The sequence below is a fragment of the Vibrio sp. B1FLJ16 genome (assembly GCF_905175385.1).
Classification (GTDB): Bacteria; Pseudomonadota; Gammaproteobacteria; order Enterobacterales; family Vibrionaceae; genus Vibrio.
The window spans coordinates 553,880-568,742 of sequence record NZ_HG992749.1 but is presented as its reverse complement, the minus strand read 5'-3'; the positions used below and the strand labels follow the sequence as shown (position 1 = coordinate 568,742).

General features: G+C 46.5%; 13 protein-coding genes. 7 read left to right on the top strand and 6 right to left on the bottom strand.

All coding sequences use genetic code 11. The features are described from left to right. The first annotated feature begins 84 nt into the window (after positions 1–84). Positions 85–1,086, top strand: coding sequence for a M23 family metallopeptidase (locus KHN79_RS02590; protein ID WP_182009438.1), 1,002 nt, complete (start codon positions 85–87; stop codon positions 1,084–1,086). A gap of 52 nt (positions 1,087–1,138) precedes the next feature. On the opposite strand, the gene tyrA is transcribed toward KHN79_RS02590, so the two are convergent. The 3 genes from tyrA to nagZ all read right to left on the bottom strand — a co-directional run bounded on the left by tyrA (position 1,139) and on the right by nagZ (position 4,569). After that, on the bottom strand, positions 1,139–2,266 hold the full coding sequence (tyrA, locus tag KHN79_RS02585; protein ID WP_182009440.1) for a bifunctional chorismate mutase/prephenate dehydrogenase: 1,128 nt from the start codon (positions 2,264–2,266) through the stop codon (positions 1,139–1,141). Positions 2,267–2,291: 25 nt separating this feature from the next. Beyond that, positions 2,292–3,365, bottom strand: coding sequence for a 3-deoxy-7-phosphoheptulonate synthase (locus tag KHN79_RS02580; protein WP_182009442.1), 1,074 nt, complete (start codon positions 3,363–3,365; stop codon positions 2,292–2,294). A gap of 220 nt (positions 3,366–3,585) precedes the next feature. Next, complete coding sequence (gene nagZ, locus KHN79_RS02575; RefSeq protein WP_182009443.1) at positions 3,586–4,569, bottom strand: beta-N-acetylhexosaminidase; 984 nt, start codon at positions 4,567–4,569, stop codon at positions 3,586–3,588. 89 nt (positions 4,570–4,658) lie between these two features. Between nagZ and KHN79_RS02570 the strand changes: the two genes are divergently transcribed. Then, the gene (locus KHN79_RS02570) at positions 4,659–5,771 is read left to right on the top strand and encodes an anhydro-N-acetylmuramic acid kinase (protein ID WP_182009445.1); all 1,113 of its coding nucleotides are present in this window, start codon (positions 4,659–4,661) and stop codon (positions 5,769–5,771) included. Positions 5,772–5,787: 16 nt separating this feature from the next. Beyond that, positions 5,788–6,714, top strand: coding sequence for an N-acetylmuramic acid 6-phosphate etherase (gene murQ / locus KHN79_RS02565; protein ID WP_182009447.1), 927 nt, complete (start codon positions 5,788–5,790; stop codon positions 6,712–6,714). Positions 6,715–6,784: 70 nt separating this feature from the next. Here murQ and KHN79_RS02560 read toward each other — a convergent pair whose 3' ends face one another. Continuing rightward, on the bottom strand, positions 6,785–7,117 hold the full coding sequence (locus tag KHN79_RS02560) for a hypothetical protein (RefSeq protein ID WP_182009449.1): 333 nt from the start codon (positions 7,115–7,117) through the stop codon (positions 6,785–6,787). Positions 7,118–7,243: 126 nt separating this feature from the next. Beyond that, positions 7,244–7,585 (bottom strand): DUF2799 domain-containing protein, encoded by a 342-nt coding sequence (locus tag KHN79_RS02555; protein ID WP_182009451.1) that lies wholly within the window; start codon positions 7,583–7,585, stop codon positions 7,244–7,246. A 277-nt stretch (positions 7,586–7,862) separates the two neighbouring features. On the opposite strand from KHN79_RS02555, the gene KHN79_RS02550 reads away from it, so the two are divergent. From KHN79_RS02550 to KHN79_RS02535, 4 genes are all read left to right on the top strand, one after another. Then, positions 7,863–9,347 carry a carbon starvation protein A gene (locus KHN79_RS02550; RefSeq protein WP_182009453.1) on the top strand — a complete coding sequence of 495 codons (1,485 nt, stop codon included), beginning with the start codon at positions 7,863–7,865 and terminating at the stop codon, positions 9,345–9,347. A 169-nt stretch (positions 9,348–9,516) separates the two neighbouring features. Next, positions 9,517–11,187, top strand: a complete 1,671-nt coding sequence (locus tag KHN79_RS02545; RefSeq protein WP_182009455.1) for a sensor histidine kinase — start codon at positions 9,517–9,519, stop codon at positions 11,185–11,187. A gap of 29 nt (positions 11,188–11,216) precedes the next feature. Then, positions 11,217–11,945 (top strand): two-component system response regulator BtsR, encoded by a 729-nt coding sequence (gene btsR / locus KHN79_RS02540; RefSeq protein WP_182009456.1) that lies wholly within the window; start codon positions 11,217–11,219, stop codon positions 11,943–11,945. 186 nt (positions 11,946–12,131) lie between these two features. Further along, positions 12,132–13,814 carry an aspartate:alanine antiporter gene (locus tag KHN79_RS02535; protein ID WP_182009457.1) on the top strand — a complete coding sequence of 561 codons (1,683 nt, stop codon included), beginning with the start codon at positions 12,132–12,134 and terminating at the stop codon, positions 13,812–13,814. Positions 13,815–13,889: 75 nt separating this feature from the next. On the opposite strand, the gene ispH is transcribed toward KHN79_RS02535, so the two are convergent. Next, complete coding sequence (gene ispH, locus KHN79_RS02530) at positions 13,890–14,855, bottom strand: 4-hydroxy-3-methylbut-2-enyl diphosphate reductase (RefSeq protein ID WP_182009458.1); 966 nt, start codon at positions 14,853–14,855, stop codon at positions 13,890–13,892. Positions 14,856–14,863 lie beyond the last annotated feature (8 nt).

The following is a 14,863-nucleotide window of genomic DNA, read 5'->3' as shown; positions in this document are numbered from 1 at the left end:
AATTACAAACTTCTGAGTCTGAAGTAAGAATGTTTCTTCTGCTTAGCGGCCAAAAATTAATGCCTATTGTAAGTAACAATAATTATGTCTAAAAAAATCACTATTCAGATCCCAACGAACGACGGCGATCAGGTGTTTCACTTTGGCCGGACAGCCGTCATAGCACTATTGGTTTCTGTCATAGCCATGCCTGCTGTTATTGCCGGTGCATGGTACATGAATCAGCAGCAGCGTTACGCACAGGATGTACTCGTTCAGGCCGTTGTGAAATTAGAAGGCGCGAAAAGTGAAATAACATCTCTTTACCGGGAACAACTTGATATCAACCATTCACTGTCTCAATCTCTGAACGACAAAAACAACCAAATACAACTGCTGGGTAAGCGAGTTTTCGATGTCGAGTCCGTTCTTGGTTTAGCAGATGAAGAACTTATGCTGGATGAACACCATCTGGCGCTAGAAGAAAGAATCGATGCTGCGGCCATAGATTCAGCGGTTCGCGCGACGATGTTCCGTCTGATCCCTAATGACAGCCCGATTACCTATCAGCGTATTTCGTCATCGTTCGGGCGCCGTATCAACCCAGTGACTGGCAAAAAGCATGTTCATACGGGAATTGACTTAACCTGCAAACGTGGTGAAGAGGTGCTGGCACCTGCGGATGGTGTGGTCGAAACGGTTCGTCCGAGTAACGATGGCTATGGCAACTACCTCACCTTACGTCACTCGTTTGGTTTTATGAGTTCTTATGCTCACCTGCAGCGCTTTAAAGTAAAAAGCGGTCAGTTCGTCACGAAAGGCGATGTTATCGCTCAATGCGGTAACTCCGGGCGTTCAACCGGTCCACACCTGCACTACGAAGTACGCTTTCTCGGCAGGGCATTGAATCCTCAATACTTAATGGACTGGACACCGGAAAACTTTAACTACGTTTTTGAGAAAGAGAACAAAGTAAAATGGGGACCACTAGTTCAGTTAATTGACAATGTTGTCCGCTTACAGATTAATTTAACCCGCTCACCTTATCGCGATGACAGTTTGAAAACCGTATCCAGTGAAGATGACATCGAAACTCCGGTGAACTAATTTCACAAACATAAAAAGAGCAGCCAAAGCTGCTCTTTTTATTGTCTGCTAATTACCCGCGATGAATATTGTCATTCGCCTGCTTAAGTAAGTTCTGGCTTTCATTCATAAACTGCTGAGAGTAATTCCCGAACCAGTCACTCACCTGTTCGAAGCTCGCAACAAACTGGGCTTTATCTGTACTATCAAGAAGCGAAACAGCTTCACCCAAACGCTGATGGAATCGCTTGATCATATCGATATTCTCCTGAGAGGAAAAAATAATATCACCGTACAGGTTAGGATCCTGACCAAACAATCGTCCTACCATCGCTAACTCAAGGCGGTAAATTGGTGAGCTCAGCTTCAGTAGTTGTTCAATGTTCGGGTTTTCTTTGCTTAAATGCATACCGTAAGCAAATGACGTAAAGTGACGCAGTGCCTGGATCAGTGTCATACCGTGGTCGTGTTCTTCGGCCTCTATCTGGCACAAACTCGCTCCCCATATACCAAACTGTTGCAGCAGCCATTGGTAATGCTCGCTACCGCGACCGTCACAGTAAACAATAACCTGCTTAGCAAGACTTGGAACATCCGGACCAAACATCGGGTGCAGACCGACCACAGGGCCGCAGTGTACGTTGAGCATTGCTTGCAGTGGCTTGGATTTTATGGATGTTAAATCACACAAAATGCAATCTTCAGGCAGGTTACCGAGTTTCTCGATAACCCCTTCCGTCAGATGAATTGGTACGGTAACAACCACTAAGCCAGCATTGTCCAGGATTTCATCCGCGAGATCCCAGTCTTTGCTGCCCAGCACTTTAACTTCGTAACCCGACAATTTGAACATGCGGCCAAACAGGCCGCCGAGCTGGCCGTTACCGCCGATAATCACGACTGAACGCAATTCCGGATTAAGACACTTAAAACCGGAATCTTTCTCACTGGCATAGGATTCACGCATAGTGCGACGAAGAATATCTTCAATCAACTGGGGAGGAACCCCCATTCTTTCAGCTTCTTCTCGACGGGAGGCTAGCATTGCTGCCTCTCTGTCAGGCGCATAAATTGGCAAACCGTGTTCGCTTTTAACCTCGCCCACTTTTTCTACCAGCGCTAAGCGCTGAGCTAACAGCTCCAGCATCTGCTTGTCGACTGCATCAATCTGATCGCGCAATGCGTTAAGTTCAACTGCCATTGATGTTCCTTAAATACGTTCCGTTTTAGCCTTTTAGACGATTCTCTAAGAAAGGCACCAGCTCTTCGTGTGCATGACGTAATAGTGCCTCAGTTGATTCCCAATTGATACACGCATCGGTGATAGAGACACCGTATTGCATCTCATCCAGTTTAAGGTCAGAAGACTGGTTACCTTCGTTGATATGACTTTCGATCATCAGACCAATAATAGACTTGTTACCTTCACGGATTTGGTGAATAACGTCTTCCGCAACCAGCGGTTGACGACGGTAGTCTTTACGTGAGTTCGCATGGCTACAATCCACCATCAATGAGGCTTCAAGACCAAACTTCGCCATCTCCTGCTCACACTCTGTCACGGATACTGAATCGTAGTTCGTTTGCTTACCGCCGCGCAGGATCACGTGGCCATTAGGATTTCCCTTGGTCGTCAGCAGTGCTACTTGTCCTTCACGGTTAATCCCCATAAAGCGGTGACTGGAAGAAGCTGCCTGCATCGCGTTAATTGCAGTCGCTAAGCTGCCATCGGTACCATTTTTAAAACCAATTGGCGTCGACAGGCCACTTGCCATTTCACGGTGAGTTTGCGATTCCGTTGTGCGTGCACCAATCGCTGCCCAGCTGAAGGTATCGGCGATGTACTGGGGACTAATCGGATCAAGAGCTTCAGTAGCAAGTGGAATTTCCATCTCTGCCAAATCAACCAGCAGTTCGCGTCCGACATGCAGACCATGCTCGATATCGAAACTGCCATCCAGATGCGGGTCATTAACCAGACCTTTCCAGCCAACCGTGGTACGAGGTTTTTCAAAGTAAACACGCATTACAATATACAGTTGATCGCTTAGTTGTTCAGAAAGCGCTTTAAGGCGTTTGGCGTAGTCCTTTGCTGCCTCAACGTCGTGGATAGAGCAAGGCCCGCACACGACAAGTAAACGGTGATCTTTCTTGTGAATAATGTCCGCAATAGTCTGACGAGACTCACGGATAAAACGACGTGCTTTATCACTCAGTGGAAGTTTCGCCTTTAACTCATCAGGAGTGATAAGAACCTGTTCTTCGCTGATGTTAATGTCACTCAAATCACTTTTATGCATAATCTTAACCTGTATATTTTATTTTACACCCAACCAAACCCTGGTGAGCCAACTAAGCCTTAACGACAAAATAACAGGCTATAAAAGAAAATCAAGTGTACACATTAAAAAACATTTGGTGTAAATTTAATTTTACACTGATAATAAAAAAGCCAAGCTGTAAGAGCGTTGGCTTTTCTAGGCTGTTTTTAACAGTTTACACACCTAAAAACAGAACACTTTACTGCACTAAAGGCTTCATCGCCTCACTGGCTTGCTTCCACTCCTGAGATGACCTCAGCTCAGACAATGAAAAGCCCTGTTTTTTCAGTAAAGCACTCGCTTGAGGCACACTCGAGACTGGCAGTCTATCCAGCGTTTCGACTTGGGCATCTCGCTTATTACACATCAACAACATATCGCAGCCGGCATTTAATGCCTGAATGGAACGCTCTGCAGGCCCTCCCATAATAACGGCGCCTTCCATCGTCAAATCATCGGAGAAGATCAAACCTTTAAAACCGAGCTGCTGACGCAAAACCGTCTTTAGCCAGTATTCAGAACCACTGGCCGGTTGCGAGTCGTAATTAGGGAAAATAACGTGAGCCGGCATCATGGCATCCAATATGCCTGCATCAATCTGAGCTTTAAATATCGCCATCTCTTGCTCGAAGATATCACTTCGCTCATCGTAGGGTGTTTCCAGATGAGAGTCCGCAATCACACCACCATGACCCGGAAAGTGCTTACCCGTTGCCGCCATGCCGATACTTTTCATGCCTTGCATGTACGCGGTGCTGTGGCGCAGGATGGTATCGGCATCTTCTCCAAAGGCCCGGTTACCTATCGCTTTACACTGATGACCTTTGTCCAGCACTGGCGCAAAACTCAAATCAATATCGTGAGCTATCAGCTCAGCCGCCATTAACCAGCCTCCCATCCGAGCAAGTTCTTCACTGTTCTGATGTTTAGCGTATTCATCAGCGGCAGGGATCAGGGAGAATCCCTCACGAAAACGCTGGACCCGCCCGCCTTCCTGATCAACACCAATAAGAAACGGGCGTTTCGCCGCTTTACGGATAGATTGGGTAAGCGCCTGAAGTTGCTCGCTATCGTGATAATTACGCGTGAAAAGAATCAAGCCCCCAACGGTTGGATGCTCTAAAATTTCTTTGTCTTCAGCAGTCAGTTCATAGCCTGCAACGTCAACCCATAACGGTCCCATGTTCTCTCCTCAAAAATCTGGTACTAATTGAGGTTATTCGCTTCAGATTTGCTTTACAATAAGCGAATGAAGAATTGACGAGATCGGCTGTGAATTTTAACGAACTTTATATTGGCGTGATGTCTGGGACCAGCATGGACGGTGTTGATACTGCGCTGGTTGAAATTGAAGATAACCGTGTCCGCCTAATCGCCCATGACGACTATCCGATTCCCGCCGAGTTAAAGCAGACCTTATTGTCTGTTTGCACCGGTCAATCCACCAACTTAAAAGCTCTCGGCGAACTCGATCATCAACTTGGTCACCTGTTTGCGGACGCAATTATGCAACTGCTAGACAAATCAGGCTATTCAGCGGAACAGATCCGCGCAATAGGTAACCATGGCCAAACCGTATTCCACCAGCCAACCGGCGAGTACCCTTTCACGATTCAATTAGGTGATGCCAATATCATTGCAGTGAAAACGGGTATAGATACCGTGGCCGATTTTCGTCGAAAAGACATGGCGCTTGGAGGACAAGGCGCACCTCTGGTTCCCGCTTTTCACAAACATATCTTCGCGATGCAAGACTCTGCAACCTTGGTATTAAACATTGGCGGTATTGCCAATGTTTCAGTTCTGCATCCGCAGCATCCGGTAAGTGGTTACGACACGGGACCTGGCAATATGCTGATGGACGCCTGGTGTGATAAACACACCGGGCAAGGATTCGATAAAGATGCCGAGTTCGCCTTGCAAGGCACCGTAAATCAGGCACTGCTAGAACAATTGATGCAGGAACCTTATCTCACTCTCTCAGCACCTAAAAGCACCGGACGAGAGCTGTTCAATATCGACTGGTTGCAATCCCACCTGGCTAACCACCAGCTAAGCTCTGAAGATGTACAGCGTACATTGTGTGAGTACTCAGCACTGACCATTGCAAATGAAGTGGAGAAATTTACCTACGGGGCATCACCGCAGCTTCTGGTTTGTGGAGGCGGAGCGCGAAACCCACTCTTGATGCAGCGCCTGACGTATTTACTGCCGGACTGGCACGTGACCACCACAAATGAAAAAGGTGTGGATGGTGACTACATGGAAGCGATGGCGTTTGCCTGGTTAGCTCAGCGTCATATTCATGGATTGCCGAGTAACTTACCGGAAGTCACCGGAGCAAGCCGGCTTGCTTCACTTGGTGTGCTCTACTCAAACAATTAATAACCAAGGCTTGATTATGACAAACGACGCACTTATCGCCGCGTTATCACAACTGGTTTCCGAAGGGCGTAACCCAGAAACGATGGATATTGACCTGCTGCCTTCTCTCGATATTGTTCAGCGAATCAATCAGCAGGATAAACTCGTTCCTCTTGCCGTAGAAAAAGTACTGCCCGAAATCGCACAGGCTGTCGATAAAATCACAGCGGCATTTAAAACCGGTGGCAGACTGGTTTATATGGGCGCAGGGACCAGTGGCCGCTTAGGGGTTCTGGATGCATCAGAGTGTCCGCCGACATTTGGTGTTTCGGACAAGATGGTTATTGGCCTGATAGCCGGTGGACCGGAGGCGATTTTAAAGGCCAAAGAAGGCGCGGAAGATTCTCCTTTGCTAGGCGAACAAGATCTCAGGGGTATCGACTTCAACAGCAACGACGTAGTGGTCGGCATCGCAGCGAGCGGAAGAACACCCTATGTTATCGGCGGATTAGAATATGCCAACGAGATTGGCGCAACGACTGTCGCACTATCTTGTAATCCCGACTCTCCGATTGCCGATATCGCCGAGATTGCGATCAGCCCGGTTGTGGGGCCTGAAGCTCTGACTGGCTCAACCCGCCTGAAATCAGGTACCGCGCAAAAGCTGGTGCTGAACATGCTGACTACAGCAAGCATGATCCGCATCGGCAAGAGTTACCAAAATCTGATGGTGGACGTCAAAGCAACCAATGAAAAGCTGGTCGCACGCGCAGCCCGTATCGTGATGCAGGCGACTGATTGCAGCAAAGAGCAGGCAACTCAAGTGCTAAAACAAACCGGTTATGAGGTGAAACTGGCGATCTTAATGATCCTGACCGATCTTGATATCGATACCGCACGCCAGCAGCTGGCCCATCAGGACGGGTTCCTGCGTAAAGCAGTAGAAAACCATCAGGCTGAATAAGCGATAAGAAAGAACAAAAAAGGTGACCTTAGTGTCACCTTTATTAACGCTTTAAGTTGTCAGTCAGATATCAGTTGTCATCATACAACCACTCGTCAAACTCCCGGTTCAACTCATCACTGGCTTTGCGCTTGATATGTTCTGGATCAGTAGCGTTTTTAACGTTTTCTACTTTATTGGTGTACTTGCTTGTCGCTTGTTTTGCTTCACGCTTAGCCTGATTCTTTACATAAGTGCCGCTAGTGATCTCTTCGATATCTCGCTTAGTGTTATCAAGCGTATTAGTAATATGACTTTTACTGTGTTCATATTTACGTTTCGCTTTAATCGTGTCTTTCACCACATTGCTTGCACTCACAGTTAGAGGCAATAAAACTAACGCAACTACAAAGTACTTTTTCATGGTTTGATATCACTTGTCATTCAATCTCATTGAATAAAATTAGACCAAATCTGAACGATCCATTTGTCATCAGATTGACAAGCCAGCGCTCGTCTTGATTTTGAAACGACATTAGGGTCTGTTGACCTAGTTACTGTACTCGTTCCAGCCGCGTTGCCATTCCATACGGAACTTTTGTGCCTGTTTGGTACCTTCACATACACCTTCGTAATACTGGCCTGAGAGTCCGATTTGGTATGCAACGTCAGGGTTACAGTATTCAGACAATCCGTCTAAATAGCCCTGATCGTAATCCCCTTGCTTACTGTCACCCAAACTTCTTAGCTCTTTTACACTGCGCGCGGTATGCCCTGTCACTCCGTCACGGTAGCCGAGCTGATACCAATCCCCAGATTGAGCAAGGTCTTCTGTGGTTGCACTACACCCAGCCAATACAACCAGAGCCAAACCTAACATTGCCTTTTTCATACTTGTCCTTAACTTGTTGTTTTAAAAATAAGCTTACCACTAACTCTGACAATCAACCATTCACGCCAGAATAAGAACCGCTTAACCTGAAGAAACACCACTCACCATCCCAGACAACCGCTAAGCAATCGTTAAAACCACTCAGGGGTCATATCGACCACTCGCCACCCTATTCGACCACTCATCTACTAAGCGAATGCAATTAACAAAAGTAGCGCATAACATGCATCCTGAAATTAAAACAATTACCCAATCCTACTAACTAAGGAAAATAGTTATGATGTGGTTTCTAACCTGTGTCGCAGCCCTGATCGGCGGCTACTTCATCTACGGCGCTTTCGTTGAGAAAGTTTTCGGCATTAACGAAAAACGCCAAACGCCTGCTCATACTAAAGCAGATGGTGTTGACTATGTTCCAATGTCAACGCCAAAAGTTTACTTGGTTCAGCTGTTAAACATCGCTGGTGTTGGTCCTATTTTTGGCCCAATCATGGGTGCACTATACGGTCCTGCGGCAATGCTATGGATCGTTATCGGTTGTATCTTTGCAGGTGCAGTACACGATTACTTCTCTGGCATGCTATCTGTACGCAACGGCGGTGCTTCTGTACCAACGATGACCGGTCGCTACCTAGGTAATGGCGCAAAACACTTTATGAACATTTTTGCCATTGTCCTGCTGCTTCTTGTTGGTGTGGTATTCGTATCAGCTCCAGCTGGCATGATCACTAACCTAATCAACGATCAAACAGACCTAACAGTAAGCATGACGACTATGGTTGTTATCATCTTCGCTTACTACATCATTGCGACTATCGTTCCTGTTGATAAGATCATCGGCCGCTTCTACCCACTATTTGGTGCGCTGCTTATCTTCATGTCTGTTGGCCTGATGACTGCTGTTGCGTTCTCTAGCGAGCACACAGTGATGGGTGATTTCCAGGTATCGGACATGTTCACTAACCTGAACCCGAATGATATGCCTCTATGGCCTGCACTGTTCATTACTATCGCATGTGGCGCTATCTCAGGCTTCCACGCAACTCAGTCTCCACTGATGGCTCGTTGTATGGAAAATGAGAAGAATGGTCGCTTCGTATTCTACGGCGCAATGATTGGTGAAGGTATTATCGCGCTAATCTGGTGTGCTATCGCTCTGTCTTTCTTCGGTTCTTTGGAATCTCTGTCAGAAGCAGTGAAGAACGGTGGTCCTGGTAACGTGGTATACAGCGCATCATTTGGTCTGCTAGGTGTATTTGGTGGCATCATCGCTTTCCTAGGTGTAGTTATCCTGCCTATCACTTCAGGTGACACAGCGTTCCGTTCAAGCCGTCTGATCCTTGCTGAGTACTTCAACATGGAGCAAAAAACGCTACGCAACCGTCTGTTGATGGCAATGCCACTGTTCGTTATCGGCGGTATCCTGACTCAGGTAGACTTCGGTATCATCTGGCGCTACTTCGGTTTCGCTAACCAAACAACAGCAACTATGATGCTTTGGACTGCATCGGCTTACCTGCTTCGTCACAACAAGCTGCACTGGATTACTACTATCCCTGCAATGTTCATGACAACGGTATGTACAAGCTTCATTCTGAACAACAGCACGCTAGGCTTTGGTCTGCCAATGCAAATCTCGACCATCGCAGGTATCATCTTCGCACTAGCAGTAACGGCTTACGTTATCAAAGTATCGAAAGGCAAAGGTGACACTGAACTGGCTGACGAAGTTCAACCACAAGCAGAATCTGAAACTGCTTAATCCCAGTTCACTGATTGACTGATTAAAATAGAGCCTGCCCACTGCAGGCTCTTTTTGTTTTTATACCCAAGTGACTTTAAGAAACGGGCTTTGTAGCAACGCACAGAGCTAAACATCTTGAGGTTATTTGGGTATACAATAACAGCAATAATTTTAGGTTAGGTTCATTATGGAACTGGTTATTTCGCTCTTACAGCAAATGTGTGTTTACTTGGTATTGGCTTACATGCTGAGTAAAACACCCATCATTTTACCTTTGCTGAGTATCTCCTCTCGTCTAAGCCACCGCTTAATTTGTTACGTACTCTTCTCCGGCTTTTGCATTCTCGGCACCTATTTTGGTCTCCACATCAACGATGCTATCGCTAACACCCGAGCGATCGGTGCGGTAATGGGAGGATTGTTTGGCGGCCCGGTGGTTGGTTTCGCCGTTGGCCTTACTGGTGGTATTCACCGCTATACTCTCGGTGGATTTACAGACTTAGCCTGTGCAATTTCAACAACAGCTGAAGGTGTGATTGGTGGCCTGCTGCATGTGTATCTGATCAAGCGAAACAAAGGTGCCCTACTGTTCAATCCGAGCGTTGTGTTCAGCGTCACTTTTGTCGCTGAAGTCGTGCAGATGCTGTTACTGCTTGCGGTCGCAAAACCGTTTGATCAGGCTTATGAGCTAGTTTCTGCCATTGCCGCTCCGATGATCATCGCCAACTCATTCGGTGCCGCACTTTTCATGAGTATCCTACAAGATAGAAAAACCATTTTTGAAAAATACTCGGCCACCTTCTCACGCAGGGCGCTAACCATTGCCGACCGCTCTGTGGGTATTCTGAGTAACGGTTTCAACACTGCAAATGCGGAGAAAATTGCTCGTATTATTTACGAGGAGACCAAAGTTGGCGCGGTTGCGATTACCGATCAGGAGAAAATTCTCGCCTTTGTTGGTATCGGCGATGATCACCATAAACCAGATACCCCGATTTCATCGCAAAGTACCCTGGACTCGATGGAAAAGAATGACATTATTTACCTTGATGGTTCAGAGCGACCTTATCAGTGTTCAATCGCGAAAGACTGTAAACTCGGCTCTGCTCTTATCATTCCTTTGCGAGCAGGTAAGGAAGTGATCGGTACCATTAAACTCTACGAGCCAAAGCGAAAACTGTTTTCAACCGTCAATATGTCGATGGCCGAAGGGATTGCTCAGCTGCTTTCCAGCCAGATCCTCTACGGTGATTACCAGCAGCAGCAAGCCTTGTTAGCTCAGGCAGAAATCAAATTACTTCACGCTCAGGTCAATCCGCATTTCTTGTTCAATGCACTCAATACTATCAGCGCCATAACACGCCGTGATCCGGATAAAGCGCGAGAACTGATCCAAAACTTATCGCATTTCTTCCGCAGTAATTTAAAACAGAATATTAATACGGTCACACTCAAAGAAGAGCTCGCTCATGTAAACTCTTATCTGAGCATTGAAAAGGCACGTTTCACTGACCGATTAGAAGTTGAAGTCGATATAGAGCCAGAGTTACTGGACATCAAATTACCAAGCTTTACACTCCAACCCCTGGTTGAAAACGCCATCAAACATGGCATTTCCAACATGCTGGAAGGTGGCAAAGTAAAAATATACAGCCAAGCGCACCCTCAGGGTCACCTGATTACGGTAGAAGATAATGCAGGCAGCTTTGAGCCACCGCAAGATAATCACTCAGGCTTAGGCCTGGAAATCGTCGATAAGCGTCTTACCAATCAATTTGGGCGTGATTCAGCGCTAAAAATTGCATGTGAGAAGCATCAATTTACTAAAATGAGTTTTATCATTCCCCCAAATTCTTAAACCAGTTGTCACAATAAAGGTAATAATGGATGTTAACCGCACTCGTCATTGATGATGAACAATTTGCTCGTGAAGAATTAGCCGAGCTATTGTCTGAAACCGGCCAGGTAGAAGTGGTCGGTGATGCCTCAAACGCCATTTTGGGGCTGAAGAAAATCAATGAGCTTAAACCTGATGTGGTGTTTTTAGATATCCAGATGCCCCAGGTGACAGGGATTGAGTTACTGGGCATGCTTGATCCAGAGACGATGCCATACGTCGTCTTTGTTACTGCATATGACCAGTATGCGATTCAGGCTTTCGAAGATAACGCTTTTGACTATCTGTTAAAGCCCGTAGATCCAAATCGCCTCAGTAAAACAGTTAAGCGCTTACATAAGACCATCAGCCAGTCGACACTGACTCAGCAGCTTTCAGCTATTACGCCAGACAAGTTAGATCAAATACCCTGTATTGGTCATAATCGCATCGTCATCATGGCAACCGATACGGTTGAATGCGCCTATAGCGATATCAGTGGCGTCCATGTCCGCTCGTTGAGCCAAACCGCCAGTACGCAATTAACACTTAAGACACTGGAAGAAAAAACACCACTGGTACGCTGCCACAGACAGTACCTGGTCAGCATCAAAGCCATTAGCGAAATTAAACTGCTGGAAAATGGCTTAGCGGAAATCATCACCAAAACCGGCTTTGAGATCCCGGTCAGTCGCCGCTACCTGAAAGTTCTCAAAGATCTGCTTGGTATCAGTCACTAAGATACTCCCCTCTCAACTCTGATAAAGCGCTCACCAAACCATTTATGGATACGAGAGCGCTAGCTGTACTCGGTCAGATTATTCCTATATCAACAAACAATAATCCTGAGCTAACTGCACTTACCTTTTTTTAGCAATCAGATACAATTCTTGGCCCTTTATCAGGCACACCTACCGAGCCAGACTGTGAACATAGACGTCGTATACCTTCTCGATCAAAACCCAATTCTTCTTCTCTTCGTCGTATTAGCTATAGGTCTCACTGTGGGTAAGCTCCGGCTTGGTAATATTCAGCTCGGCAACGCAATCGGGGTGCTCATTACTTCACTTGTTATGGGTCACCTGGGTTTTACCTTTGATGCAGAACACCTCACGATTGGCTTTATGTTGTTTATTTACTGTGTCGGTATTGAAGCAGGGCCAAACTTTTTCAGCATCTTTTTCAGAGATGGTAAGCACTACCTCATTCTAAGTCTAACCATACTGGGTACTTCAATATGGTTAACCTATTACCTTGGGTACTATTTTGGCATTGGACGCGGATTATCTGCGGGTATAATGGCAGGCGCCCTCACCTCTACACCTGTTCTTGCAGGGGTGCGTGATGCACTTCATTCTGATCTTGTCGAACTGTCAGCTCATACTGATCTCTCTACGGTTTTAGAGAACCTGTCTGTCGGGTATGCGATGGCTTATCTGGTAGGTTTAATCAGTATGATCATGTTTGCTAAGTTGCTGCCTAAGCTACAGAAAGAAAACCTGTATGACTCCGCTCAGAAAATCGCTCATGAGCGCGGCCTTAATGGTTCCTGTCAGAGAAAAGTATACCTGCCTATTATTCGTGCGTACCGCGTAGGATCGGAGCTGATTGACTGGACAGAAGGGAAGAACTTACGTGAGTTAGGCATTTACACCCGAACAGGTTGTCATATCGAACGCATTCGTCGCAATGGCATCATTGCTCATCCTGACGGCGACGCAATTCTGCAAGAAGGTGATGAGATTGCCTTCGTTGGTTTTCCCGACAGCCACGCACGATTAGATTCAAGCTTTCGCAACGGCAAAGAAGTCTTTGATCGTAACTTACTTGACCTGCGCATCGTTGAAGAAGAGATCGTGGTGAAAAATGATTTTGTAGCCGGGAAGCGCCTGTCCAATCTTAATTTGTCTGAGTACGGTTGTTTCTTAAACCGTGTCGTTCGAGCCCAGATCGAAATGCCAATGGACTCTGATCTTATCCTCGCTAAAGGTGACGTTCTTCAGGTCAGTGGTGAAAAGAGCCGGGTGCACAGCCTTGCATCAAAAATTGGTTTTATCTCGATTCACAGTCAAATGGCTGATCTGCTGGCTTTTTGTAGTTTCTTTATCTTAGGCGTGATGTTCGGCTTGGTGAGTATGACGTTCGGCAAACTCTCATTTAGCCTCGGTAATGCTGTAGGCTTATTACTGTCCGGAATCACTCTGGGCTTTTTAAGAGCAAACCACCCAACGTTCGGTTATGTACCGCAAGGTGCGTTAAACATGCTCAAGGACTTAGGTTTAATGTGCTTTATGGCGGGGATCGGATTAACTGCCGGCGGTAAAATGTTTGAGCAGTTAACGCAAGTTGGACCGCAAGTGATTGGTCTGGCACTTATCGTCAGCGTTGTTCCGGTCTTTTTTGCTTATCTCATCGGTGCTTACTTACTGAAAATGAACCGGGCAATGCTGTTTGGTGCGATCATCGGTGCCAGAACCTGCGGACCTGCGATGGATATTGTTAATGAGTATGCAAAATCCACCATTCCGGCTCTCGGCTATGCCGGTACCTATGCCATCGCCAATATCCTGATGACACTAGCGGGTACCTTCCTCATTATTATCAGTTAGCAAATGTCTCGCTGAACATAAAAATGCCTGATGGATCTCATCAGGCATTTTTGTTTCTAATTATAGTCGGAAGACTTAGTCAACTTGCTTTATCTGTAACTCTTTCGGCACTTCGAAGAACATGTTTTCTTCGCGGCCCAGCACTTCATCGACTTCACGGGCACCAACCAGCTCTTTAATACGCTCAAGAATTTGATTGACCAGTTCTTCTGGTGCAGAAGCGCCTGCTGTCACACCAACTCTGGTTTTGCCTTCGAACCACTCAGGCCTGATGTCTTCAGGGCAATCCGTGAGGTAACCCGGTGTACCAAGTTTCTCTGCCAGCTCTTTTAAACGGGTGGAATTAGATGAGTTCTTAGAACCAACAACGACCATCACATCCACGTCACTCGCCATTTCACGTACTGCGTCCTGACGGTTCTGAGTCGCGTAGCAGATATCGTCTTTACGTGGCCCCTGGATATCCGGGAATACACGACGTAACTCTTCAATCACATCCGCTGTTTCATCAACAGAAAGCGTAGTCTGGCTTACGTAATGCAGATCTGACGGATCTTTAACGATCGCTTTTAGCTTCTCAACATCCGCTGGTGTTTCAACTAAATACATACCGCCCGTTTCACTGGCGTACTGCCCCATGGTACCTTCCACTTCAGGGTGACCGGCGTGGCCAATTAAAACCACTTCCATATTGCGGCGGCTGGCACGAGCAACTTCCATATGGACTTTCGTAACCAGCGGACAGGTGGCATCAAACACCGTAAGATCACGTTGCTTGGCTTCTTTACGTACTGCTTGAGATACACCATGAGCAGAAAAAATCACAATGTTGTTATCAGGCACTTCATGCAACTCTTCTACGAAGATCGCGCCTCGCTGTTTTAGCCCTTCAACCACAAAACGGTTATGAACCACTTCATGACGAACATAGATCGGCGGCTGATACATCTCTAGCGCACGTTCTACGATGCTAATCGCACGGTCTACACCTGCACAAAAACCGCGTGGGTTAGCTAAAAGGATTTTCATTTCATTGCTCATGGAAATTA